Origin of the sequence: Bacillus sp. FSL E2-0195, from assembly GCF_038003645.1 — a bacterium.
GTDB classification, from domain to species: Bacteria; Bacillota; Bacilli; order Bacillales; family Bacillaceae_G; genus Bacillus_A; species Bacillus_A mycoides.
In genome coordinates this window covers 5,194,399-5,219,391 of record NZ_JBBOPN010000001.1, presented here as the reverse complement: position 1 = coordinate 5,219,391, position 24,993 = coordinate 5,194,399, and the positions used below count along the sequence as shown (strand labels likewise).

Annotated in this window: 22 protein-coding genes, 1 pseudogene and 1 riboswitch; of the genes and pseudogenes, 14 read left to right on the top strand and 9 right to left on the bottom strand. The window is 34.5% G+C overall.

The genetic code is table 11. The annotated features are described in order from the left end of the window. Positions 1–50 precede the first annotated feature (50 nt). The 4 genes from MHH59_RS27075 to MHH59_RS27060 form a co-directional block, all read right to left on the bottom strand. Positions 51–1,031 (bottom strand): glycosyltransferase family 2 protein, encoded by a 981-nt coding sequence (locus tag MHH59_RS27075; protein ID WP_002034967.1) that lies wholly within the window; start codon positions 1,029–1,031, stop codon positions 51–53. Between the two features lie 231 nt (positions 1,032–1,262). Then, positions 1,263–1,607, bottom strand: a complete 345-nt coding sequence (locus MHH59_RS27070; RefSeq protein ID WP_002016417.1) for a DUF2304 domain-containing protein — start codon at positions 1,605–1,607, stop codon at positions 1,263–1,265. 6 nt (positions 1,608–1,613) lie between these two features. Then, positions 1,614–2,342, bottom strand: coding sequence for a glycosyltransferase family 2 protein (locus MHH59_RS27065; RefSeq protein WP_000021472.1), 729 nt, complete (start codon positions 2,340–2,342; stop codon positions 1,614–1,616). Between the two features lie 218 nt (positions 2,343–2,560). Beyond that, the gene (locus MHH59_RS27060; RefSeq protein ID WP_000412118.1) at positions 2,561–3,073 is read right to left on the bottom strand and encodes an acyl-CoA thioesterase; all 513 of its coding nucleotides are present in this window, start codon (positions 3,071–3,073) and stop codon (positions 2,561–2,563) included. A 366-nt stretch (positions 3,074–3,439) separates the two neighbouring features. Here MHH59_RS27060 and MHH59_RS27055 point away from each other — a divergent pair, with 366 nt between their 5' ends. Further along, positions 3,440–4,753, top strand: a complete 1,314-nt coding sequence (locus MHH59_RS27055; protein WP_340852846.1) for an ArnT family glycosyltransferase — start codon at positions 3,440–3,442, stop codon at positions 4,751–4,753. Positions 4,754–4,844: 91 nt separating this feature from the next. On the opposite strand, the gene MHH59_RS30910 is transcribed toward MHH59_RS27055, so the two are convergent. The 3 genes and pseudogenes from MHH59_RS30910 to MHH59_RS27045 all read right to left on the bottom strand — a co-directional run bounded on the left by MHH59_RS30910 (position 4,845) and on the right by MHH59_RS27045 (position 6,900). Next, on the bottom strand, positions 4,845–5,651 hold the full coding sequence (locus MHH59_RS30910) for a methyl-accepting chemotaxis protein (RefSeq protein WP_372363193.1): 807 nt from the start codon (positions 5,649–5,651) through the stop codon (positions 4,845–4,847). Further along, positions 5,649–6,026 (bottom strand): annotated as a pseudogene (locus MHH59_RS30905) (protoglobin family protein); the annotation flags it as partial. The pseudogene MHH59_RS30905 and the gene MHH59_RS30910, both read right to left, overlap by 3 nt. Positions 6,027–6,267: 241 nt before the next feature. Beyond that, on the bottom strand, positions 6,268–6,900 hold the full coding sequence (locus tag MHH59_RS27045) for a trimeric intracellular cation channel family protein (protein ID WP_002016412.1): 633 nt from the start codon (positions 6,898–6,900) through the stop codon (positions 6,268–6,270). A 495-nt stretch (positions 6,901–7,395) separates the two neighbouring features. Between MHH59_RS27045 and MHH59_RS27040 the strand changes: the two genes are divergently transcribed. The 8 genes from MHH59_RS27040 (at position 7,396) to MHH59_RS27005 (ending at position 16,689) form a co-directional block, all read left to right on the top strand. Further along, on the top strand, positions 7,396–8,847 hold the full coding sequence (locus MHH59_RS27040; RefSeq protein ID WP_002167300.1) for an O-antigen ligase family protein: 1,452 nt from the start codon (positions 7,396–7,398) through the stop codon (positions 8,845–8,847). Positions 8,848–8,942: 95 nt separating this feature from the next. Next, positions 8,943–10,052, top strand: a complete 1,110-nt coding sequence (locus MHH59_RS27035) for a glycosyltransferase family 4 protein (protein WP_002089874.1) — start codon at positions 8,943–8,945, stop codon at positions 10,050–10,052. Positions 10,053–10,073: 21 nt separating this feature from the next. Next, a complete protein-coding gene (locus tag MHH59_RS27030; protein WP_002016406.1) occupies positions 10,074–10,814 on the top strand; it encodes a WecB/TagA/CpsF family glycosyltransferase in 741 nt (246 codons plus the stop codon). A gap of 154 nt (positions 10,815–10,968) precedes the next feature. After that, positions 10,969–12,168, top strand: coding sequence for an MFS transporter (locus MHH59_RS27025; protein ID WP_002016404.1), 1,200 nt, complete (start codon positions 10,969–10,971; stop codon positions 12,166–12,168). A 208-nt stretch (positions 12,169–12,376) separates the two neighbouring features. After that, entirely contained in the window at positions 12,377–13,093 is a 717-nt protein-coding gene (locus MHH59_RS27020) for a LytR/AlgR family response regulator transcription factor (RefSeq protein WP_002089871.1), read from the top strand. A 122-nt stretch (positions 13,094–13,215) separates the two neighbouring features. Next, positions 13,216–15,291: a carbon starvation protein CstA gene (gene cstA, locus MHH59_RS27015; protein ID WP_002089870.1), complete on the top strand. Its 2,076-nt coding sequence runs from the start codon at positions 13,216–13,218 to the stop codon at positions 15,289–15,291. After that, positions 15,284–15,487 carry a YbdD/YjiX family protein gene (locus tag MHH59_RS27010; RefSeq protein WP_002130134.1) on the top strand — a complete coding sequence of 68 codons (204 nt, stop codon included), beginning with the start codon at positions 15,284–15,286 and terminating at the stop codon, positions 15,485–15,487. Before cstA ends, MHH59_RS27010 begins: the two co-directional genes overlap by 8 nt. 146 nt (positions 15,488–15,633) lie before the next feature. Continuing rightward, on the top strand, positions 15,634–16,689 hold the full coding sequence (locus tag MHH59_RS27005) for a GGDEF domain-containing protein (protein ID WP_002192230.1): 1,056 nt from the start codon (positions 15,634–15,636) through the stop codon (positions 16,687–16,689). A gap of 111 nt (positions 16,690–16,800) precedes the next feature. Here the strand turns inward: MHH59_RS27005 and pdxK are convergent, their stop codons facing one another. Beyond that, positions 16,801–17,625 (bottom strand): pyridoxine/pyridoxal/pyridoxamine kinase, encoded by an 825-nt coding sequence (gene pdxK, locus MHH59_RS27000; protein WP_002016397.1) that lies wholly within the window; start codon positions 17,623–17,625, stop codon positions 16,801–16,803. Between the two features lie 134 nt (positions 17,626–17,759). Here pdxK and MHH59_RS26995 point away from each other — a divergent pair, with 134 nt between their 5' ends. The 3 genes from MHH59_RS26995 (at position 17,760) to MHH59_RS26985 (ending at position 20,816) form a co-directional block, all read left to right on the top strand. Then, a complete protein-coding gene (locus tag MHH59_RS26995) occupies positions 17,760–19,331 on the top strand; it encodes a GAF domain-containing sensor histidine kinase (protein ID WP_002130130.1) in 1,572 nt (523 codons plus the stop codon). A 20-nt stretch (positions 19,332–19,351) separates the two neighbouring features. After that, positions 19,352–19,999: a response regulator gene (locus tag MHH59_RS26990; RefSeq protein WP_002016393.1), complete on the top strand. Its 648-nt coding sequence runs from the start codon at positions 19,352–19,354 to the stop codon at positions 19,997–19,999. Between the two features lie 190 nt (positions 20,000–20,189). Then, entirely contained in the window at positions 20,190–20,816 is a 627-nt protein-coding gene (locus tag MHH59_RS26985) for an FMN-dependent NADH-azoreductase (protein ID WP_002167303.1), read from the top strand. A gap of 66 nt (positions 20,817–20,882) precedes the next feature. Here the strand turns inward: MHH59_RS26985 and MHH59_RS26980 are convergent, their stop codons facing one another. Beyond that, positions 20,883–22,112 (bottom strand): chloride channel protein, encoded by a 1,230-nt coding sequence (locus MHH59_RS26980; protein ID WP_340852843.1) that lies wholly within the window; start codon positions 22,110–22,112, stop codon positions 20,883–20,885. Positions 22,113–22,431: 319 nt separating this feature from the next. Next, positions 22,432–22,536: riboswitch (SAM riboswitch) on the top strand. Between the two features lie 234 nt (positions 22,537–22,770). Between MHH59_RS26980 and MHH59_RS26975 the strand changes: the two genes are divergently transcribed. Then, complete coding sequence (locus MHH59_RS26975; protein WP_002068601.1) at positions 22,771–24,069, top strand: bifunctional O-acetylhomoserine aminocarboxypropyltransferase/cysteine synthase; 1,299 nt, start codon at positions 22,771–22,773, stop codon at positions 24,067–24,069. Next, on the top strand, positions 24,053–24,958 hold the full coding sequence (metA, locus tag MHH59_RS26970; protein ID WP_002143920.1) for a homoserine O-acetyltransferase MetA: 906 nt from the start codon (positions 24,053–24,055) through the stop codon (positions 24,956–24,958). The genes MHH59_RS26975 and metA overlap by 17 nt, the downstream gene beginning before the upstream one ends. Positions 24,959–24,993 lie beyond the last annotated feature (35 nt).

Genomic DNA, 24,993 nt, shown 5'->3' with positions numbered 1-24,993 from the left:
TGTAAATTTGATTTGTTTATGGAAAGTATGTTTAAAAGCGTATTCTTTATTTAAGAAAATATAAACTTTATTCGTACAAACCAAAGCATCGCGTATAGCTTTTTGCTTCGTTTTCCATTTTTTGAATAAATTTTGCGACAATATTTATTTATATCGCCCTTGATTAATTGAACTTGTGATTTATCTAACTTAGAGCTTCCTTTAATGTATATACAAGCATTGTTAATGACTGTATATGGGAATAGATAAGTTTCAAGGATTTCAATAAGTTCTGTAGAATCATTCACGATTAAGTCTTTTGATTTATTATGAACCCAATCTTTCATTCGATTAAACACTTCTAATTCTTTTGCTGTTTTTAATTCATAATCTTTATACTTTGAAGAAAGATTTCCTTCTGATAAGATTCGATAATATGTTAAATATTCATCTACATAGCATACATTTGTAACGCTCATTAATTTAAATAGAAATTCTAAGTCTTCTCCCCAGCTACATCCTGGTGTGAAACGAATATTATGATCCATCACGATAGATCTTTTGAAAATCCAAGTGCTCGTCTGAGCAACAACTTGATGCGTTAAGAAAGCTTTTGTCATATCACCTTTAATAAAGTTTGTCGTGTGCTCAATTTTTTCACCAGTCTCTTCGTAAAAGTTCATATAGCCACAATAACAAGCGTTCATGTTGTTTTTATGCATGCTTTCAACTTGTTTTTCGATTTTTGTTGGATTCCATAAATCATCACTATCAAGAAAAGCAACATATTCTCCGCTAGCATTTTCAATTCCTGTATTACGAGCAACAGAAACACCTTGATTTTCTTGAGGGACGTATTTTATTTGTCCTGGGTACTTTTGTACAAGATTTTTTACGATAGAAGGTGATTGATCTTTGCTTCCATCATCTACAATTACAATTTCAATGTTTTTATATGTTTGATCTAGTATTGATTGCATCGTTTCTTCAATATATTTTTCCGTATTATACAGAGGTATGACAACGGAAACGAGTTGTTTTTGTTCCATCATAGAGTTTTTATCTCCTCAAATTTTTTATGTTTTGTACCATATATACAAGCCTTTTGAAAGGAAGAAGACTACAAGAACATCTGTATAAGTTTAACGCATATAAACTTTGTAAATCAACTTTCTATTGTGGTATCTCTTATAATTAGAAAGAAATAATCTGAAATGATAAAAGCTCCTGAATTTTTCAAGCAAAATTCAGGAGCTTTTATATATTAGTATTTAGTTAGGAAGTTATTCTTTATCTGTTATCTTTAATTTTTGTTTTAATAATGCATAATCTTGCGTTAATGTTACAAGTTGATGGTGTAATTTGGAGATTTTTCTCGTCAGGTCAAAAATTAAGATAAAACAGAATAATAGTCCGAATAAGAATAAAATGGACGGAGGATATTCTACTTTTAATAGTTTTCCAATCCAATTTATAATTTTATCCGTAGAACTTAAAATAGCCATTGCAACACAAACAAAAATCCATAAAATAGCATATTTTGTTTCTAAAGTCCCACGACGAATGGAATTAATAATTAAGAAGAATAGTAATAAAATAAAGATAAATGAAAAGGTAATTATATGCATTTATTATCAACCTTTCACGATTTTTTGCATCAATATAGCAAGACTTACCTTCACCATGTAATATGCAGATTTAAGGGGAGTGATGGAAGATTGTCCACCTTGTCGCTCTTGCATATTTACAGATATTTCATTAATGCGGAGTTTTTTCTTTTTTAAATGAATAAGGACTTCTGGCTCCGGATAATCTTTTGGATAATTGTGTGCAAAAATCTTAATTACTTCTCGATTGATAGCACGATACCCAGAAGTTGGATCCATAAATGTTTGTTTTGTTAGTACTTTCAATAGAGCGGTAAAATAAAAAATACCGATTCTTCGGGAAATACTACCTTTATATGCTGTTTTTTCTGTAAAACGTGAACCAAGCACCATATCGCATTGATCCTCGGCAATAGGCTGTATGATTTTGTATAAATCATCAGGATTATGTTGTCCATCAGCATCGAACTGAATCGCAATATCATATCCGTTCTCATAAGCGTATTTATATCCAGTTTGTACAGCTGAACCGATACCTAGATTATATGGTAAATTAACAAGATGAACAGGGAAATCTTTTACGATTTGAGCTGTTTTATCTTTTGATCCATCATTAATAACGCAAATGCTTAATGCTGTAAAATGCTGTTTTAGTTCTAATAATCTTGTTAATGTATCTGCAATTGCTTCTTCCTCGTTATACGCTGGAATAATAATTAACGTTTTTGGTATTGAAATTGGTACCTCAATAGACATTACCGCACCATCCCTTATATACTTAATCATATTATGGTTATTTTTAAACGAACATTATTTAATATACCATTAATAGTATAACAAAATAAAGGAAAAGCTGATGGGTGATTTTAGGGAACAGGCATAGAATAAAAATGCTAAGGCGTAACACTTTATTATAATAAAAAATACATGCAAGGAAGAAAAAACCTGTGCATGTATAAGATAAAATCCTAATGTTACATATTCCAAGGCTTACTTAAAGTTAACACTTCAGCCATTTCTTTACTTTTTAAACGTCCTTTTTTTCTATTTTCGGCACGCTCTGAACCAGTTGTATGTAGCCAATGTTCTTCCTCTGTTTCAGGAATTACTTGTGGTACAGATGAAGGTTTTCCGTCTTTTAATGCGACAAATGTAATGAAACACGTTGCGGCCATTCTACGCTCGCCTGCTAGTAGATCCTCTGCAATTACTTTTACGAAAACTTCCATTGAAGATTTTCCTGTATAACATACGAATGCTTCATAACAAACAGAATCTGCTTGGTGAATTGGAGTTAAAAAATCAACGGAATCGATAGATGCTGTTACGCAATGTTTGCGGCTGTGTCTCGCAGCTGCAATTGAAGCTATACTATCAATTTCTGCTAATAATTTCCCCCCGAAAAGTGTTTGGTGATTATTTAAATCGTTAGGAAAAACACGTGTTGTTTTAATTGCTTTTGATTCTCGCATGAATTTCTTTTCCATATATTCATCCCCTATTTTCTGTTTTCAATCAGAGTGACATGTGTAAGTGGAGTACCCATATTAGATATTTAATGAAGTAAAGTGTTCCAAAAGAGGATTATCCCACTATTTGCGGGCTAATAGTCAGTGGGGGATGAACAAAACCCCCGTGGATTAAAGTTTCACTTTATTGAAATTTCTGTATTTGTATTCATGTAACTGAAAGAAAATTTATCATATATAAAATGTAGTGTAAAAGAGGATTCGCTTACATTGCAAGTGAAAAAGTAATGACTATGTATTTGTCATAGAAATTCCCTATTAACCTTGTGCTTATTCATGATAGAATCGTTTTGTTATGAATGGAAGTAGAGGTGCAATGGACATATGAATCATATAAGAACAAATTTTTCGTCTTTCTTCAGTAAAATAATGATTGGTGCGATGCTCGCATTTTTTGTCTATAGTTGTTGGTCGGCTTTTGAAACAAGTAAGCAATTTTTTGGAGGAAGCACAACAAGTATAACAATTGTATTAGTGATTTTTGTTATTCTTATTTTGTTAGTAGCATCAATTTTGCAATATCGTTTTACAGATAAACAATTTCTTGTTTTTCTTATGAGCATATCTATAGTTGTAAGACTTATCACAGTTCTATTTGTAGATGTTCCAATGATAGGTGATATGAAGGCTATGTATGAGTCTGCAAAGCAGATTGCAATTGGCAATAATATAGAAAATATAGCACAGTTACCTTTTATTATTTATGAATCGATCATCATTCGTATATTTGGTGATACGGTATTCGCTTTACAATTATTTAATATTTTATTTTGTACAGGAACTGCATTTTTCATTTATCGCATTGCGTCAATGGTCTTTGGAGAAGAGTGTGGTCGTATTGCATCAATGTTTTACGCTTTATATATTCCAAATATATTTATGAGTTCTGTATTAACGGCGGAATCACTCGCAATATTTTTATTTTATTGTGCTTGTTACATATTTTTATATAAGGGATTAGACCATCCTTATATGTGGGTAATTTCAGCCATTTTATTTGCGCTTAGCAATATGATTTTCCCAATGGGGTTATTTTTACCTATTTTTATAGTTGTATATGTGCTGTTAATTGAATTATTTCAATCAGCAACGAAACAAAAATTACTATTAAAAATGATGGGAATACTTATTCTGTTTTATAGTACTCATTTTGGTGTGAGCTATGGTATCAAGATGATGGGAATGTCACAGTATACGATTTCTAATCAGACTTATGTTCAATCTGTTTTAATTGGAAAAAGTCAAAATGAAGAAAAAACATTCAAAAATAAAAGTGTAAAAGAGCACATTGATCAAGAGTTAAAAGAAATGGAAGTAGAAAGATTTAAACTGTTAAAACCAGTTATTAACCAGCTTTCAGACGAGGGAATAAATTCTATTATTTTTAAATGTGAAAAGCTTATATATATAGTGGTGACATTATTTATGGCCATAGCTTTATTACATTTTCTAATTAAGAAACAGCAAAATGAAGGATATATGTTGTTTGTATTATTAATTACCGGATACGTGTCGTTAAGGCTCTTCCGAGTAGATATGGTATATTATAATATTATTATGCCAGCTTTGTTTATTTTACAAAGCTTTGGTGTTTATATGAGTTGTTTTTATTGCCAAAAAATATTTTTCAGAAAATAAAAGAATCCATTTTGGATTCTTTTTTTGTAGATGGATGATAAGGATGAATGCAAAGCGGAGATGACGAATCTCCACTTTGTATCGATTTGTCTTATCGGTTTAGTTCTAGTTGTAAATTATCCGCTGTTAAGGCCATTGTTGAGGAATCGTCTTGAATACTCTTCATTACTTGTGAGATAGTCTCTAATTCATTTTCAATTTTTTTATTTTGTTCTTTAGAGTTAGACATATCTTTTACGATTTCTTGGAAATATTGATCTGTCGCATGCATACTATCTGTCCCTTCAGATACGAGAGAGCTTATTTGTTCCACGGAAGAAGAGACGTGTATAATTTGTTCATTAGTTTTTTCAACGAGTTTTGTAACGTTGGAAATTGATTCTTTCGTTTGCTCTGATAACTTTCGGATTTCTCCCGCTACGACTGAAAAACCTTTACCAAATTCGCCAGCACGTGCAGATTCAATAGCAGCATTTAATGCTAGTAAATTTGTTTGCTCGGCGATTGATTTTACAATATCAATGATTTCGTTAATTTTGTTAGAAATATCAAGAAGTTCATGAGTATCAGTAATGATAGTTTCCATATTCGTTTGGATGCTTTCCATTCGTTTGTTTTGCAGATTTAATTGTTCTTTTCCTTTATTGGCCTTTTCTTCTGATGTCGTAGCTAATGATGTACCTGTTTTTGCAATTCCTACGATACTTTCTGATTTAGATGTTAACTGTTGAATAGAAGAGCTTGTTTTTTCAGATACTGCCGCTAGTTCTGTTGCAATATGTGTAATCGTCATAGCTGTCAGTTCTTTTTCTTTTTCATGTTCTTTTTGGATTCTTTCATATTCGGATTCATAAGCTGCAATAACAAGTTCTTGTTCTAATGTGAATAATTTATTTATTACGTTTATAGAATAAGAAAAATCGTCTATCGTTGAAATTTTCGTTTGCAAAATCTTTATGACGGAGCGGAATAATTCTTGATAAGCAGCGGTATACCATTTTCTATGTAAACCAATTTGTACGTGCCTTTTTGCAATTCTAACACGTTGTTCAATAAAATCTTCATTCATATTCCCGCTGAACAATTCTTTAATATGTGTCTTTAAAGTTTGTTTTAATTTGGGAATAGAGCTGTAGCGTTCAATAACAGCAATTAAATTAGGTTGTTTTGTGATGTTGGTGTAGAATTTTTCTGTTATCCAATCTATTTCCTCATAAATAAATGGCTGTAATACTTTAACAATTTGTAAATCTTCCTTTGAAATATGTAGCATATCCATTTGAGTTTTTAGTTCAGAATTAGCAGGCACGTTAAATATGATTTGTTGGCCTTTGCTTAATTCAATTATACTGGTGTTTGTTTTATTTTTTTTAAAAACCCCAAGCATCATTCTTCCCCCTGTTTATAAAACGTTTTCATTTTTTTGTTCTAATGTAATTATATATTTTTATATACAATTACTCTATAGTATATGGAATTGCATATAAATTAAGAGAATTCTATGTAGAATTCTCTTAATGGCCTTTATTAATTTTTGCATGTGTTTTAAAGAAAACTGGGAAATGTACATTATATATTACGGTGACTACACGAATAACGAATGTTATTAATAAACAGACATAGAAAGCTAATATGTGTGCCCCCATTGCATGTGTAATTAAGAAACTAACTGCTCCTAGAATAGAAGCAATTGCATATATCTCTTTTCGGAATACATACGGGATATCTTGAGCGCAAATGTCACGTAAAATACCGCCCCCAATACCTGTAATAACTCCCATTGAAACGACTAAAAACGAGGCGTCAACGTGATGTGACATTGCTGCATTTGCACCAATGGCTGTAAATACCCCTAAACCAACAGCATCAGAAAGCATAATAACGACTTGAAGTTTATTAATGCGCTCGAAAAACATACATGTGAATAATGCTGATAGTACACTTACGAAAAAGTAAATGGGTTTTACAAATGCGACAGGAGGCAGGTTACCAATCATAATATCACGAATAATACCGCCGCCGAGCGCAGTAGCTACAGCTAAACAAAGGACACCAAATAAATCTAGATCTTTTTTTAAACCAACTAATGTACCAGAAATGGCAGCGGCGATAATGCCAAGAAACGTAAATATATCGATTAATAACATGGCTTTAATTCCTTCCTCTTAAAGATGTTCCAGAGAAAAAATATACACTAAAGTTTTGGAAATAACAATTACTTTTCGCTACATGTAGAAAAATGGATGAAATAGCTAAAGAAAGCGTTTGAAAATGCTTGATAAGTAGCAATAAAGTAAAGCGAAAAAGTGTGGAAAGATTAATAGTATAGTTTTTTGATGTAGCTTAGTTGGAGGGATGGTACAATAAGATAAGTCCGCTTTGTACATTTGTATAAAATGATAAAAAAATATTTCTGTACGGTCGAAAATAAGTGCATATGTGTTAGATAGTTTTTATAGGGATAGGGAAGGATAGCTAAAGGACAATGTTTTCGGTTACTAATAATGCTGGATTTGACTAGTTTCGGCATGAAAAATAGTTCTCAATTTAAATATGAGTTATGTTATAATTGCTAGGTGTGTTTAAACAGTAGAAAACTATGATTAAAAGATAATGTGAAGATTTTGTATGGAGGTCTTGGAATGTTAGCAAATCAAGCTAGGGTTAGATTTGAGCATTTTTTGCTCTTTTTTATTATTTTACAGCCTGTTTTAGATTTATTAACGTCTCTTAGCATCGTTTTATTAAAGTCAAATGCCACTGTTGGAATTTTGGTAAGATTTCTTATTATGGCTGTTGGTGGTATTTACATTTTAATTCAGGCAAAAGAGAAGGAAAATAGGAAGTTTTTAATTTACTTAATACTATTAGCAGTAGTTTTAGGGATAGGGTTTATTAATAATAAACTAGTTAAGAATCCTATTGTACTTGGTGAAGAAGTTAAGTTTGTTGCGAAGGCATTATATATATATATCATGCTAGGATCATACATTTTAGCTTTAAAATCATTGAAAAAGAAAGTAAATATTAGTGACAAAGTCAGAAATAGTATTGTGTATTCAACATTAATCATTAACGCTATTATGGTTATTTCTATTTCGACATCTACAGACTTTGGTAGTTATCAATGGATGAAAGTTGGTTCCCGAGGGTGGTTCTATGCAGGTAATGAACTAGGGTCAATCTTAGCTATTATTTTCCCTATTGTGGTACTATATTCTATTCAAAAAACAAAGAGCGTGAAACACGTTTTATATTGGATTCCATCGCTTCTAATGATTTACTCGTTAATTCAAGTCGGTACGAAAGTAGGGATGGGCTCAATTGGTGCTACGTTAGCAGCAGCAATCGGGATTATCGTACTACAATTATTATTTGATAGAAGAAATCCAAACAAAATGTCTCTTGTACTTAATGGATTAATTGCTATTGTCCTATTGGCTGGTGTTGTTGGAACGTTTAAAATGACGCCATTAGCACAAAATATGGGTATTCATAACAACTATTTATCAGAACAAAATGTAGCGCAGCAAGGTCAAAAAGAAAAAGAAATTAAAGAGAAAATTAAAAAAGAAGAAAAACAACATAAAGTTGAGAAACCAGAAGAAAAGGCGAAGGTAGAAGCTGAAGTTAAGAAAGAGCTTGAGAAAGAGCAAAAGAAAGAAAATCAAGAAAATCTTATTTTCAGTGGACGTCAAGTATATGAAGAGAGACATAAGCAGTTCTTTAAAGAAGCGCCAATGTCACAAAAATTATTTGGAATGGGTTACGCAGGTAACTTTAAGTATAATGAACAAAAAGAGCCAGATCCGAAGCTAATCGAAATGGACTTCCATGATTGGTTTTATGATTTCGGAATTATTGGTTTTGCGTTAATGATGATTCCATTTATTTATTACGGCGTAAGAATCCTACTAGCATTTGTTACAAGATTTAAGGAAATATTTAATGTGAAATATGGAATGATTACAGCAAGCTTAGTATTAGCATTAGGTATTGCATATATTGCAGGACATATTTTGACAGCACCAGGAGTAGGGATTTACTTTGTAGTGGTGTTAGCTTGTCTAATTGTAGATTTAGAAATTGAATGATAAAAATAAAAGCTAACTTTTGTTAGCTTTTATTTTTTAGTACAGTAAAATAAAGATAGATGGAAATGTAGCGAGGATTTAAAGGAGGAAAAAATATGAGGATATTGCATATGAATGCAGGGGCAGAAGATGGTGGAGGAAAAACACATATTATTTCACTGCTCGATCAGTTTCCGGACGGTGAAGTAGAATTAGCAGTATTTGAAGATGGAATTGTTGCGAAAGAAGCAAGAGAGCTAGGAATAAAAGTTCATGTGTTTTCACAAAAATCTCGCTATGATTTATCCATTTTAAAGAACATAAGTGAATTCATTAATAAAGAAAAATTTGATGTAGTTCATACACACGGTCCTAGGGCGAATTTCTTTGTTTCTCTAATGAAGAAGAAATTCGCGGCAAAATGGGTTACGACAATTCATAGTGATCCATTTCAAGACTTTACTAAACAAGGCTTAAAAGGCTGGATTTTTACTAAATTAAATTTGAAAGCTTTAAAAAATATAGATTTATTTTTTGTTGTAACGAATAGGTTGAAAAAAAGCTTAGCCGCATTAGGTATTTCAAATGAAAAGATGCATGTTATCTATAACGGGATTGAATATGATCAGGAAAAAGCAGATGGCTATAATAAAAAGGAAATGTTTAATATTGATGAAGATGTGTTTACGGCAATCCAAGTAGCGCGTTTGCATCCTGTTAAAGGACATGAAGTTTTATTCGATGCGTTACAACAAACAAAATTGGAGAAAATTAAAGTGTTATTAGTTGGTGACGGGCCTTTAGAAAGAGAACTAAAGGCGTTAGCTACTGAAAAAGGGATTAATGATAAAGTTGAATTTTTAGGGCATCGTCAAGATGTGAAACAATTATTTGCTTCATCACATGTCAATTTGTTAACTTCCCATAGTGAAGGATTTCCATTAGTTTTATTAGAAGCGGCAAATCAACGTGTACCATCAATTGTGACTAGAGCTGGAGAAATCGAACCGTTAATTGCAGATGAAACTTATGGGTGGATTGTACCAACTGGTGATGGAAAAGCATTGGCATCGGCATTAGAAGAGGCGTATGATAAGTGGAAAACTGGAGAGTTATCAGTAATGGGCAAGCATATTTATGAGCATGCTACTATGAACTTCTCACTTCAAAAATTATATGAAGATACGAAAGAAACATATAAGCAATTAATAGCAAAAAACCTTTAATGATAGAGAGGATAGTTAATTATGGCAGTACAAACGGTTGATATTCTAGGTGTTCCTTTCTCTACAATGACAATGGATGAAACGGTCCAATATTTAAAGGAACAACTAGAATTGGAGCAAACTCATACTTTTCAGGTAGTAACAGCAAATCCTGAAATTGTTATGTGTGCAAAAAAGGATGAAGAGTTCCATAAAACATTACTAAATACCGATTTAATTACACCTGATGGTATTGGGGTTGTAAAAGCAAGTGGTATGCTTGGTACACCTGTAAAAGAACGTGTAGCAGGTTTTGATTTAATGTGTAATTTATTTGCGAAGTTATCAGAAGAGAATAAACCAGTATCTGTTTTCTTATTAGGTGCAAAACCACATGTTGTACAAGCCGCGGCTGATCATTTAACGAAGACATATTCGGCTGCATCTATCGTGGGGATACAAGATGGATATTTTAAACAAGAAGAAGAAGAGAATATTGTTTCACGTATTCAAGAGGCAAAACCAGATCTATTACTTGTTGCACTTGGCTTTCCAAGACAAGAAAACTTTATCCAAAACAATAAGCATCGTTTAGAAACGAAAATGGCTGTTGGAGTAGGCGGTAGTTTAGATGTGTGGGCTGGAGAGGTAAAGCGTGCGCCAAAATGGATTCAATCTATTCATTTAGAGTGGTTTTACAGATTATGTAGTAATCCAACACGTTGGCGTCGTCAGTTAGTATTAGCTGAATTTTTAAAAGAAGTAATGCGTTCAAAAAAGTAGCGGAACATCGCTACTTTTTTTTATTTGTTTATTTTTGATAAACATTTTACTTTTTGGGAATGATGAAGGAGAATTTTTATAAGAAAGTATTTTACTTATGCAATACACACATGTAAAATGATGTGTAAAGACACCTGTGTAAGGAGGACTTCTTGTGAGCAAGGTAAAAGAAATTTCGAAGCGAAAGCTACTTGGTATAGCAGGGCTTGGCTGGCTATTTGATGCAATGGATGTTGGAATGCTTTCATTTGTAATCGTAGCACTCCAAAAAGATTGGGGATTAAGTACTCAAGAAATGGGTTGGATAGGTAGCGTTAATTCAATTGGTATGGCAGTAGGAGCGCTCCTTTTTGGGATACTATCAGATAAAATAGGACGGAAATCGGTCTTTATTATTACATTATTACTATTTTCTATCGGTAGTGGTTTAACTGCTTTAACGACGACATTCGCGATGTTCCTCGTTTTACGCTTTTTAATTGGTATGGGACTTGGCGGGGAACTTCCAGTTGCATCTACTCTTGTATCAGAAAGTGTTGAAGCGCACGAACGTGGAAAAATAGTTGTACTATTAGAAAGCTTTTGGGCTGGTGGTTGGTTAATCGCAGCTCTTATCTCATATTTTGTTATTCCTAAATACGGTTGGGAAGTTGCTATGGTATTAAGTGCAGTTCCAGCGTTATATGCTTTATATTTAAGATGGAATTTACCCGATTCTCCAAGATTCCAAAAGGTTGCAAAAAGGCCATCTGTTATTGAAAATATAAAATCGGTTTGGTCTGGAGAATATCGTAAAGCAACAATTATGTTATGGATTCTATGGTTTTGTGTGGTCTTTTCCTATTATGGAATGTTCCTTTGGTTACCTAGTGTAATGGTACTGAAAGGCTTTAGTTTAATAAAAAGTTTTCAGTACGTGCTCATTATGACTTTAGCTCAACTTCCAGGATATTTCACAGCTGCATGGTTTATTGAACGTCTTGGTCGTAAATTTGTATTGGTTACGTATTTAATTGGTACAGCATGTAGTGCTTATGTGTTCGGAATTGCGGATTCATTAACAGCATTAATAGTGGCGGGTATGTTACTATCCTTCTTTAATTTAGGTGCTTGGGGTGCATTATACGCTTATACACCGGAACAGTATCCAACAACTATTCGCGGTACAGGTGCAGGAATGGCAGCTGCATTTGGGCGTATTGGTGGTATTCTTGGACCACTATTAGTAGGGTATTTAGTTGCTTCACAAGCTTCACTATCGCTAATATTTACGATTTTCTGTGGATCAATTTTAATTGGGGCACTTGCTGTAGTTATACTTGGTCAAGAAACGAAACAGAGGGAATTAGTATAAAGAGAAACCTTAATCAGTGGTGTTTTGTCCATCAACCACTGATTATTAGCCCGCACCAATCGGGATAAAAGAAAAGGGGAACCAAAGTGGTTTCCTTTTTTCTGTTTTTTTAGATAAATAATGGTATAGTAAGAAAAAGGGAATGTTTCTTACTAAAGCGAATGTATACAACAAGACATATGGACAAAGGAATTAGGTGGCTGGATAAATGAAAATCTTACTTATCATGGAAGAAACAGAAGAGCGAAGAAAATTAGTTGAGAACTTTACTGAAAACATTCGAAATGTAGAATGTTTTGAAGCGAAAACTGGAACAGAATCTTTGCTAATAATGAAAAAACATACACCTGATTTTGTTTTTTTAAATTCGCAATTAATGGATGGTACTGGTTTTGAATATTCGAGTTTGTTACGAGAAGTGAATTGTTATACGAAATTTATTTTTATTGGTGAGGATATAGAAGAGGCAATTACAGCTTTTCGTTTCCAAGCGTTTTATTATTTATTACGACCATTTCGTGAAGAAGATTTACAATTCATTTTATATAAAATGGGAAAAGAACAAGGTGAGAAAGCAAAGAGTCATCTGCGTAAACTGCCGATAGAAGGCCATGAGGGGATTAGATATATTCTCCCGGAGGATATTGTATATATTAGTAAAAATAAGGAAAATAAAACCGTTTCAATTTATACAACGAATAATCAGTATATTTCAACATACACACTCCAGGAATTAGAAAATAAACTAAATGCATATGATTTTTTACGTGTACATAAAAGCTATTTAATTAATATGTCATATGTACAAGAACTTAAACCTTATTATAATGGCACGTATAATTTGCATTTAGACAGGTACGATGAGCAACCGATTCCAGTAAGCCGTAATTATGTAAAACGGCTTCGAAATAAAATTGAGCTATGACAAGTAATGAGAGAATTTTAACATAATAGCCTAGAAATCCTTCATGATAAGGAGGATTCAAATTAAATATTCAGAAAATTTAGTACAATCTCCTCTAAGAAGTAGTAATGGGGGGATTGTACGTGAAAACATTGAAATCAATTTTACTTTGGGGAGTTATTGCAGCAGTAGGAGCATCTGCTTTTGGTGTAATAGCTTTATCACAAGGTGAGACAATTAATGCTGTATGGCTATTAGTTGCGGCTGTATCAGTGTATGCGATTGCTTATCGCTTTTATAGTAGATTTATAGCAAGGAAAGTTTTTGGCCTAGATAATAATAGGCAAACGCCTGCTCATACGTTAAATGATGGGAAGGATTATGTTCCAACAAATAAATGGGTTTTATTCGGACATCACTTCGCTGCGATTGCAGGGGCAGGTCCTTTAGTAGGACCAATTTTGGCGGCGCAGATGGGATATTTACCTGGGACTATTTGGATTATTGTTGGGGTAGTTATTGCCGGAGCTGTACAAGATTTTGTAATTTTATTTGCTTCAATGAGACGTAATGGTAAATCATTAGGAGAAATGATTAAAGATGAAATTGGTCCTGTTACAGGATTAATTGCGATGATTGGTATTTTAGGTATTATGATAATTTTATTAGCAGTATTAGCTTTAGTAGTTGTGAAGGCACTTGTTGGAAGCCCATGGGGAATGTTTACAATCGCAGCAACAATTCCAATTGCTATTTTAATGGGAGTTTACATGCGTTACATTAGACCAGGGCGAGTAGGGGAAGGATCAGTAATCGGTATTGTTCTACTAGTCCTATCGCTTATTGGTGGACAGTATGTAGCAGAAAATCCAACACTTGCAAGTATGTTTACTTTTAGTGGTGAAACAATTGCTATTATGCTTATCGTATATGGATTCATTGCATCGGCATTACCAGTTTGGATGCTCCTTGCACCACGTGATTATTTAAGTACATTTTTAAAAATAGGAACGATACTTGGATTAGCAATTGGTATTTTAATTGTAGCTCCAGATTTGAAGATGCCGGCAGTATCTAAGTTTATTGATGGAACAGGCCCTGTCTTCTCCGGGAATTTATTTCCGTTCTTATTTATTACAATAGCTTGCGGTGCTGTCTCTGGATTCCACGCTCTCGTTTCATCAGGTACGACGCCGAAAATGATTGAGCAAGAAGGTCATGCACAGCCAATTGGTTATGGGGCAATGTTAATGGAATCATTTGTAGCAGCGATGGCTATGATTGCAGCTTGTGTATTAACACCAGGAACTTATTTTGCAATTAATAGTCCAGCAGCGCTGATCGGAACAGATGTATCACAAGCGGCTCAAGTTATTTCTTCGTGGGGATTTGCTATTACACCGAATGAATTAAAAGAACTTGCTGTTAACGTCGGAGAACAGACCATTTTATCACGTACAGGTGGCGCACCAACATTAGCAATTGGTATGGCACATATATTTTCACAAGTAATAGGTGGAACGGCGATGATGGCATTTTGGTACCATTTTGCCATTCTTTTTGAAGCACTATTTATTTTAACAACGATTGATGCTGGAACACGTGTAGGACGATTTATGATTCAAGATATTTTAGGGCATGTGTACAAGCCGTTTGCGAAAACAGATTCCACAATAGCGAATGTGGTTGCTACAACGTTATGCGTATTAGGCTGGGGGTACTTCTTATATCAAGGGGTGGTTGACCCTCTCGGTGGAATTAATACGCTATGGCCACTTTTCGGTATTGCAAATCAAATGTTAGCGGGGATTGCACTATTACTTGGAACGACAATTTTATTCAAAATGGGGAAAAAGGCATACGTTTGGGTAACGCTTATTCCGACTATAGGATTACTTATTGTAACGATGACAGCTGGTTATCAAAAGTTATTTCATGAAAATCCTAAAATAGGATTTCTATCACATGCGAAAGTATTTCAGGGAGCATTAGATGATGGTAAGGTATTAGCTCCAGCTAAAAATGTTGCGCAAATGAAACAAATTATTTTTAATGACTATATTGATGCGGCACTTTGTGGAATTTTTATGATAGTTGTAATTGCTGTATTAATTTCTGCACTTCGAATTTGGATTCAAGTATTAAGAAATAAGCCAATGCCGTTAAAAGAGGCACCATATATTCCAAAAGATGAAAGTGAGTCGAGGAACTATGCTTAAAAATTTACGGAACGTATGGGGAAAGAGAAAGCAATTTATTAGTTTACTTGTCGGAGTTCCAAGTTATGAAACGTATGTAAATCACATGAAAATAAATCATCCAGAAGAGAAAATTCTATGTCAAAAGCAATTTTTTGCTGAGGCACAAGAAGCTAGATTTAATGCAAAAGGCGGAAAGATATCACGATGTTGTTAATGGAGGAGACGAAATTTCGTCTCCTTTTTTATTTTGCTGTTCCACGTGGAACAATAAAATAAAAAGTTTGGGAATTATAGGGATTTCGTAATACAATAACATATAGAAAGGGATAGAAGGAAAAGAAAAAGTAGGGAGATTATTTTATGTTTAGAGATCTATTTGTAAATATGACAATCATTCTGTCCTTTATCTTTGTAGGTGCTCAGCTTTTAAGAGATAAGCCATTAAAAGAAGGATTCTCTTTTTGGCAGAAATGTTTGGTCGGTATTTTAACTGGGATATTAAGTATATTATTGATGCATTTTGGTGTACATATTGAAGATATTATGTTGGATTTACGTTATTTAGCTGTTGTTTTGGCGATTATAATCGGTGGCCCGATAGCTAGTAGTATAACAGTTATGATCACTTTAATAACACGGGTATTTTTTACTGAGTATTCTTTAGCCTCTGAATTGGCTTGCTATACTATCGTGGCAATAGGGATTGGTGTTACTCTCATTTGGCGGATGAAGATTTCTATATTTACAAAATGGATATGGTTTAATGTATATAGTTTATCTATTTTAATACTACCACTTTATATTTTATTTAAGGATATATATGTAGTGGCATTATATTTAGTTTGTTGTATTGTAGCGGCATACGTCACATTTGTAAGTGCAAGTTATGTATTGCAATCCAATGAATTATTTCAAACGATGAAGCATTATGCAACGATAGATGCATTAACGAATCTAGGAAATGTAAGACAGTTTGATTTCGAGATGAATCGTCATATTGGTAGCAAGCATATGAAAAATGATTCACTTTGTTTATTACTTATCGATATTGATCACTTTAAGTATGTAAATGATACGTACGGTCATCCTGCTGGAGATGAAGTGTTAAAACAACTAGGGCGTATTTTGTTAGAAAATGCACCATTCCCAAATTTAGTCTTTCGAAAGGGTGGCGAAGAGTTTGCTCTGTTGTTACCAAAAAAGAGAGTAGCATTTGGAACTCGTATAGGGGAACAAATTCGACTAGCAGTTGAAAAGCATTCATTTCAACTGCAAAATGGGGAAAAAATTAAAATTACAGTTTCTGTTGGGCTTTCAGAATATAAAAAATCACCTGAGCAATTTATTCAATCAGCGGATGATGCGTTATATTATTCAAAAAGAAATGGTAGAAACAAGGTTAGTTCAGCATCATAGGAATTCGGGGAGTACTTTAAAAGATTTCTGTAAAGTAATTAAAACCCACAGAACAATAAATGTTCTATGGGTTTTAATCTATTTTTAAATTTATTAATAAAAAGCGTTATGTTAGACAAGTTCTTTCGGTGCAACGAATTTGCGGTATGCACCGTGATGTGTTGGTCCTACATATTCGTTAATCTTAAATGAATGACGAATTGCAGCTGTGATGAATTCTTTCGCAGTTTTTACTGCTTCTTTCACCGTTTTTCCTTTTGCAAGTTCTGCTGTAATTGCAGCAGAATATGTACAACCTGCACCATGTGTATTTGTCGTATCAATCTTTTCTGATTCTAGAAGATCGAATGTTTCGCCGTCATATAACACATCAATAGCAGTTTCTGTGCCTAGTTTGCTACCACCTTTAATCAGTACGTATTTAGCGCCTAGAGCATGGATTTTTTTTGCAGCTTCTTTCATGTCCTCAAGAGAATTAATTTTCACACCACTTAATTGATATGCTTCAAATAAGTTTGGCGTTACGACTAATGCCTTTGGAACAAGAACGTCACGTAAGCAGTCATTTGTTTCAGGATGTAACGCTTCATCCGCTCCTTTACATACCATAACAGGATCAACTACTACATTTTCGAAATTGTGCTTTTCAATTGTTTCCGCAACCATTTCGATAATTTCTACTGATCCAAGCATACCCGTTTTTAAAGCATCTACGCCAACGCCTTCAATTGTCGTTTCTAATTGTGGTTTTAATGTAGAAGCTGGGATTGGGAATACGTTATGTGCCCAACCGTTATGTGGATCCATCGTTACGATTGTCGTAAGAGATGTCATTCCGTATACACCAAGTTCTTGGAATGTTTTTAAATCTGCTTGTATACCAGCACCGCCACTTGTGTCAGAACCAGCGATAGTAAGTGCCTTATTCAATGTCATTATGAAAGCCCCCTCAAGTGATATAATGAAAACTATGTTTTCACCATTATATCAATGTTACGAATAAGTACAAAGTGAAAAGTAGATGATTTATGTTAAGTACTATTTAAAATCTTGTATGTAGGAGACGAATTATGTTTCAAGAGAATCGTACAAATGAATTAGTTATATTAAAAGAGATTGCAGAAACGTTGAATACCTCAAATGATACATATCACGTACTTCAAGCTGTGCTGGAAAAGCTGTTGAATGTAACTGGTTTAACGACAGGGTGGATTTTCCTTGCGGATGAAAATGGTAGATATACAAAATTAATTGATTACCAATTACCAGAGGGATTGAAATTCGAAAATAAACGACCGATGTGTGAGGGGAATTGCTGGTGCTTACACCGCTTTGTGGAAGGAAAACTAGAGCGAGCAGTTAATATTATTGAATGTAAGAGAATTAATAATGCGATTGAATACAACTGGGGAGATACAGAAGGGATTGTACATCATGCGACAGTACCGCTAAAAGCGGGAGAAGATGAATTTGGCGTGTTAAATGTAGCTAGCCCAGGTAAAACGCATTTTTCGGAAGAAGAATTAGTACTATTACAATCAGTTGCCTTTCAAATTGGAACGGCATTAAAGCGTACAAAACTGTATGAAAATGAAAAGAGAAGAGCTCATTATTATGTAAAGTTAGAACGCTTTATTCAAGCTTTAAGGACAATTCATAAATTTAATGCATTACCAGAAGAGATTGTAATGCAAATAGGGAGCTTATTTCTATGGGAGCAAGTTGTATTCTTTATTAGAGAAGAAAATGAACTAGCTGTGAGAGCTTCTTATAAGAAAGGTGAACTACAAGATGATTTGAGGGCAGTAGCACAGGAAGCGTTGGAAAAAGAAGAGTCTGTCTTGTCGAAGCGTCAGGTTGGTAATATAGAGCATCCCAATAGGACAGTTATCGCTATTCCGATACATATTCAAGATCATATATTTGGAGTATTAAGTGTAAGTTCTAATAATGGAGAATTTGATATAAATACGATAGATGTAGTACAAGCGTTAGCAAATCATATTTCATTAATGATAGAGAACTTAAGATTAAATGAAAAACGCCGCGAACTTGTACGAATGGAAGAGCGTAATCGTTTAGCTAGAGATTTACATGATTCTGTTTCACAAAAGTTGTTTTCATTAACGTTTATGACGAAAGGCGCTGAAGCTGTCTTAAAGGGTCAAAATGAAAAGGTAGATCAGTCTTTGTATGAGATGCGTGAATTAGCACAAGGTGCCTTAAAAGAAATGAGGACATTAATTTGGCAGCTCCGTCCGGCTGGATTAGAGAAAGGGTTATTACCAGCTTTAAAGCAATATGGTGAAAGTTTAGGATTGAAAATTCGGGAACAAGTTACAGGTGTACGTGATTTGCCGCGTGTAGTAGAAGAAGCGCTATGGCGAATTGGACAAGAAGCTTTAAATAACGTAAGTAAGCATGCGAATGTAAGAGAAGCGACGATTTATTTCAAAGTGACGGAGAAAAATGTATCATTAGAAATAGTCGATCAAGGAAATGGGTTTGTAGAAAAGGATATAAAAGAGAAGAAATCACTCGGTATGACTACGATGCGTGAAAGAGTAGAATTAGTTGGTGGAACAATTAAAATTGTAAGTAGTAAGAAACGAACGAGTATAAAAGTAAACGTACCATTATGATGTGAAAATGAGGGAAGTTTGTGAAAATAAAAGTATTGTTAGTTGATGATCATACAGTTGTTTTAAAAGGATTAGCATTTTTTCTAAGCACACAGGAAGATTTTGAATTAGTTGGTGAAGCAAATAATGGGAAAGAGGCGCTAGTGAAAGTAGGCGAAACGAGTCCAGATGTCGTATTAATGGATTTATATATGCCTGAGATGGATGGAATTGAGGCAACAGCTTGTATTAAAAAAGAATATCCAAACGTGAAAGTAATTGTATTGACTAGTTTTTCTGATCAAGCTCATGTATTGCCGGCACTAAAAGCTGGGGCGAGCGGTTATATTTTAAAAGATATCGAACCAGATCAGCTTGTTGAAGCTATTCGAAGCGCGTATAAAGGTAATATTCAATTACATCCAGATATAGCAAATGCCCTTCTTTCTCAAACATTACCACAGGAAGAGAAAGAAGAAGAACCTTCCGTTCAAGTGGATGTATTAACAGCGAGAGAAAATGAAGTATTGCAGTTATTGGCGAAAGGGATGAGTAATAAAGAAATTGCTTCTGTTTTAGTTATTACAGAAAAAACGGTAAAAGCTCATATGAGTAGTATTTTGAGTAAGTTACATTTATCCGATCGCACACAAGCAGCATTATATGCAGTGAAAAATGGAATTGTATAAGACAAAAGTCGTAAGACCTAGTTCGCCTTTAGAAGGTGGACTTTTTTTATGGAAAAATACGTCTATGTGAGGACGTAATTGTCTTGATATAAAGATAAAATGTATTTGTAAGCAACAATAATTATAAGGGAGTACCCTTTTTCGTAAGTGATATATAACAACATAAGAGTGAGTAGTAGGAGGAAAAACAATGGCAACAGTTTTATTTGTAAAAGCAAACAACCGCCCAGCGGAACAAGCAGTTAGTGTGAAATTATACGAGGCATTTTTAGCAAACTATAAAGAAGCGCATCCAAATGATACAGTGGTAGAACTTGATTTATATAAAGAAGAATTACCATATGTAGGCGTAGATATGATTAATGGTACATTCAAAGCAGGTAGAGGATTTGATTTAACAGAAGAAGAAGCAAAAGTGGTAGCAGTTGCTGATAAGTATTTAAATCAATTTCTAGAAGCTGATAAAGTAGTTTTCGGTTTCCCATTATGGAACTTAACGATTCCAGCCGTATTACACACGTATATTGATTATTTAAACCGTGCTGGTAAAACGTTTAAATATACACCAGAAGGTCCAGTTGGGCTTATTGGAGATAAGAAGATTGCGTTATTAAATGCACGCGGCGGCGTATATTCTGAAGGACCAGCAGCTGAAATGGAAATGGCTGTAAAATATGTAGCGAGCATGATGGGCTTCTTCGGCGCAACAAATATGGAAACGGTAGTTATTGAAGGACATAACCAATTCCCAGATAAAGCAGAAGAGATCATTGCAGCAGGTCTTGAAGAAGCGGCTAAAGTAGCAAGTAAATTTTAATTAAAAATATAATCGTCACTCGAAAAAACAGCATTAACATTTACATGTTAATGCTGTTTTTTTATATTAATTTGTAGTTTCGTTATGTTTAGGAAGCGGAAATGCATTCCCAATCGCTGCTGCCCCGAGCATCGGTAATAATAAATTGAGCGGGAAAAACATGAGTAATAGTAATGTTATAGCTATTGGTTTTCTTAATGCATAGCTTGAAATAGCTGTCGTGACGATGGCTACAGAAGCTATTGGATCTATAGGGATAATAGAAGCTATAGCATATCCGATACTTGATCCAGCAAATATAATTGGGAAAATATGTCCGCCGCGCCAACCCGTATTTAAACAAACGGCAGTAATACATAATTTTAAAACTCCTGAAAGAAGTAGTACCCAGAAGGATAAATGGCTCCATTCAACGACTAAATCTTTTAATTGATGTTCCCCTGAAAATAACGTGTACGGGAGAAAAGTTCCTGTAACCCCTAATAAAATACCGCCTATAATTCCAAGTGATACCTTGTATTCCCTGAAGGGGTGGATTAATTTCTCTAATGTGAATTCTAATTTGAAGTAAAAGAAACCAACTATAGCACTAATGCTAGCAAGTGGTAGAAAGGCGATCCATTCATTAAGAGCAAGAGACCCTTCCCCAAAATCAACAATAAAGGATCCACGATTATCGAGTTTACTAAGCAATAAATAAACGGAAAAACCAGCAAAAGTGGTAGCTAAATATACGATTGCTTTTTTTCCTTTCGAAAATTCATTAATTTGCTTATCCTCATTTTCATTGGGAGCTAAATAACCGAATAATGGTGCATTAAAAATAACACTTAAAGTGGCACCAATTCCAACCTCTGTTAGTTCATTCATTCCCTTTAAAGCAAATTTAAAGCGATCTCCTACCCATGTACAAAGTCCACCGATAATTCCAACAAGTGCAGCTTCTGGTCCTAAACTAGCTCCAAATATTAAAACGATAATCGCAGTTAAAGTAGCTTTATGTACAAAACGGTATTCAATTCTACCTGTTTTTTTATATTCAGCCATCACTTCCGGCATAAGACGTGGATATGTACCGAAGTATTTTTGTGTTAAACCAACGAGGATACCACCGATGATTGTTACACAAATGGTGTAATAAGGGGGAGAAGAGAAAAGAGTAGGTAAGTATCCCCAAATAAAGTGAATTCCGATATTTATTGTGACTAAAAATGACCAGACCGTGACTCCTACTATAGAGCCTAAAAGAATGCCATATAGGACGAGTATATGGTGCATGTCTTTTTTATTTGTCATGTTCTACCTCCGTTATGTAAGTTTTCCTGTAGAAAGGATTAAATATGCTAGTGTGAAATGAATTGAATATATATAGTATCTTTTTGAGAGGGTGGCTTATTCAATATATTGGGATCTCATGAAAATTTGAAACCAACGCGGTTAAACCACCTATTTAATTCTATATATGGATTGGAGTTTTTAAAAGGTCTTTTTCAAATGAATATGGAATATATTTCTTTTATTGTTTGTGTTAAATTCCTTGCATTTAATTTAGAACATTCAGAAAAACCATTTGACATCAGGAAATTATTGCTATAAAATCAACGGTAATTGCATAGTCTTATCAAGAAAAGGTGGAGGGACAGGCCCGATGAAACCTTGGCAACAGCCGTATAACGGAATTGTGCCAAATCCTGCAGGTAATAATCCTGAGAGATAAGAAAGAGCCTTAGAGCGTGTTTTCAAACTGCTCCTTTCTTGTTTTCAGGGAAGGGGCAGTTTTTTATTTTGGATAAAGTGAAACTTTAATCAGTGGGGGTTTTGCCCCTCCCCCGCTAATTATTAGCCTTCATCAATCGGGCAGTTATCTCCCGCCTAACTTCCTCGCATTTGCCGAATTTGGAGGTGGGAGTCTTACTACCCGCAAATAGCGGGATAAAAGAAAGGAGAATGAGAGATGGGAGAGTCATGGGGGAAAGGAACGATTTGTGTGCAAGGTGGCTATACGCCAAAAAATGGTGAACCGCGTGTTTTGCCACTTTATCAAAGTACAACGTATAAATACGATACGTCAGATGATTTAGCGGCACTATTTAATTTAGAGGCAGAAGGATATATATATACGCGTATTGGAAATCCTACTCTAGCTGCATTTGAGCAGAAGTTATCAGATTTAGAAGGCGGTGTAGGGGCTGTTGCAACAGCTTCTGGGCAGGCAGCCATTATGCTTGCGGTTTTAAATATTTGCAGTAGTGGAGACCATTTGCTTTGTTCTTCAACTGTTTACGGAGGAACGTTTAATTTATTTGGAGTGAGTTTGCGAAAGCTGGGCATAGATGTTACGTTCTTTAATCCTAATTTAACGGCAGATGAAATTGCGGCACTTGCTAATGATAAGACAAAACTCGTTTATGCAGAGTCGTTAGGAAATCCAGCAATGAACGTTTTGAATTTCAAAGAACTTTCAGCAGCAGCAAAAGAATTAGAAGTACCTTTTATCGTTGATAATACATTAGCGACGCCTTATTTATGCCAGGCGTTTGAACATGGGGCAAATATCATTGTCCATTCTACAACGAAATATATTGATGGCCATGCAAGTTCTCTAGGCGGGATTGTAATAGATGGAGGGAACTTCGATTGGACAAATGGAAAATACCCTGAGCTTGTCGAACCTGACCCGAGTTATCATGGCGTAAGCTATGTTCAAAATTTTGGAGCAGCAGCGTATATTGTGAAAGCACGCGTTCAGTTATTAAGAGACTACGGAAACTGTATGAGCCCATTCAATGCATATATTAGCAACATTGGCCTGGAAACATTGCATTTACGAATGGAGCGTCATAGTGAAAATGCTCTCGAAGTTGCTAAGTGGCTTGCTAATCATGATCGCATTGAATGGGTGAATTATCCAGGATTAGATAGTAATGAAAATTACTCGTTAGCACAAAAGTATTTGAAAAAAGGTGCTAGTGGAGTTTTAACATTTGGTATTAAGGGCGGATTAGAAGCAGCAAAAGAATTTATCGCAAATGTAAAGCTTGCAACTCTTGTAACGCATGTAGCTGATGCAAGAACTTGTGTAATACATCCTGCTAGTACGACGCACAGACAATTAAGCGCAGAAAATCAGCGTTTAGCTGGCGTTACATCTGATTTAATCCGTTTATCGGTCGGTATAGAAGATGTTTCTGATATTATTGCAGATTTAGAAGCGGCGCTAGTCGGAGGCAAACAACATGCCGATCATAATTGATAAAGATTTACCAGCTCGCAAAGTATTGCAGAAGGAAAATATTTTTGTAATGACGAAGGAGCGAGCAGTAACACAAGATATACGTGCTTTGAAAATTGCTATATTAAATTTAATGCCCACAAAGCAAGAAACAGAGGCGCAATTACTTCGTTTAATTGGAAATACGCCGTTGCAATTAGATGTGCATTTACTTCATATGGAATCGCATCTGTCTCGCAATGTAGCGCAGGACCATTTAACGAGCTTCTATAAAACATTTCGTGATATTGAGGATGAAAAATTTGATGGACTCATTATTACAGGAGCACCAGTTGAAACTCTTTCTTTTGAAGAGGTAGATTATTGGGAAGAGCTTGGACGTATTATGGAGTATTCAAAAACGAATGTAACATCTACGCTTCATATTTGCTGGGGGGCACAAGCAGGTTTGTATTATCACTATGGTGTGCCGAAGTATCCTCTTGCGGAAAAAATGTTTGGTGTATTTGAACATGAGGTTCGCGAGCAACATGTGAAATTGTTACAAGGGTTTGATGAAGTGTTTTTTGCTCCGCATTCTCGTCATACAGAAGTAAGAGAGAGTGATATTGAAAAGGTGAAAGAATTAACGTTATTAGCCAATTCTGAAGAAGCAGGTGTTCATCTTGCTATTGGGCAAGAGGGAAGGCAAGTTTTCGCACTCGGACATAGTGAATACAGTTGTGATACGTTAAAGCAAGAATACGAACGGGACTGCCAAAGAGGGTTAAATATTGATGTGCCAAAAAATTATTTTAAACATAATAATCCAGATGAGAAGCCACTTGTTAGGTGGAGGAGTCATGGGAATTTATTATTCTCTAATTGGCTGAATTATTATGTGTATCAAGAAACCCCTTATATATTGTAAATAATGATTGTATAACACGTGGTAGCGTTTTATTT

Coding starts and splice junctions, on each gene's coding strand:
- MHH59_RS26975 (WP_002068601.1), top strand. CDS start 22,771: ATGGGAGAGTCATGGGGGAAAGGAACGATTTGTGTGCAAGGTGGCTAT.
- MHH59_RS27030 (WP_002016406.1), top strand. CDS start 10,074: ATGGCAGTACAAACGGTTGATATTCTAGGTGTTCCTTTCTCTACAATG.
- metA (WP_002143920.1), top strand. CDS start 24,053: ATGCCGATCATAATTGATAAAGATTTACCAGCTCGCAAAGTATTGCAG.
- MHH59_RS27075 (WP_002034967.1), bottom strand. CDS start 1,031: ATGATGGAACAAAAACAACTCGTTTCCGTTGTCATACCTCTGTATAAT.
- pdxK (WP_002016397.1), bottom strand. CDS start 17,625: ATGACATTGAATAAGGCACTTACTATCGCTGGTTCTGACACAAGTGGC.
- MHH59_RS27040 (WP_002167300.1), top strand. CDS start 7,396: ATGTTAGCAAATCAAGCTAGGGTTAGATTTGAGCATTTTTTGCTCTTT.
- MHH59_RS27010 (WP_002130134.1), top strand. CDS start 15,284: ATGCTTAAAAATTTACGGAACGTATGGGGAAAGAGAAAGCAATTTATT.
- MHH59_RS26995 (WP_002130130.1), top strand. CDS start 17,760: ATGTTTCAAGAGAATCGTACAAATGAATTAGTTATATTAAAAGAGATT.
- MHH59_RS27065 (WP_000021472.1), bottom strand. CDS start 2,342: ATGTCTATTGAGGTACCAATTTCAATACCAAAAACGTTAATTATTATT.
- MHH59_RS27060 (WP_000412118.1), bottom strand. CDS start 3,073: ATGGAAAAGAAATTCATGCGAGAATCAAAAGCAATTAAAACAACACGT.
- MHH59_RS27045 (WP_002016412.1), bottom strand. CDS start 6,900: ATGTTATTAATCGATATATTTACGTTTCTTGGCATTATCGCCGCTGCC.
- MHH59_RS27070 (WP_002016417.1), bottom strand. CDS start 1,607: ATGCATATAATTACCTTTTCATTTATCTTTATTTTATTACTATTCTTC.
- MHH59_RS27020 (WP_002089871.1), top strand. CDS start 12,377: ATGAAAATCTTACTTATCATGGAAGAAACAGAAGAGCGAAGAAAATTA.
- MHH59_RS26985 (WP_002167303.1), top strand. CDS start 20,190: ATGGCAACAGTTTTATTTGTAAAAGCAAACAACCGCCCAGCGGAACAA.
- MHH59_RS27005 (WP_002192230.1), top strand. CDS start 15,634: ATGTTTAGAGATCTATTTGTAAATATGACAATCATTCTGTCCTTTATC.
- MHH59_RS27055 (WP_340852846.1), top strand. CDS start 3,440: ATGAATCATATAAGAACAAATTTTTCGTCTTTCTTCAGTAAAATAATG.
- MHH59_RS27035 (WP_002089874.1), top strand. CDS start 8,943: ATGAGGATATTGCATATGAATGCAGGGGCAGAAGATGGTGGAGGAAAA.
- MHH59_RS26980 (WP_340852843.1), bottom strand. CDS start 22,112: ATGACAAATAAAAAAGACATGCACCATATACTCGTCCTATATGGCATT.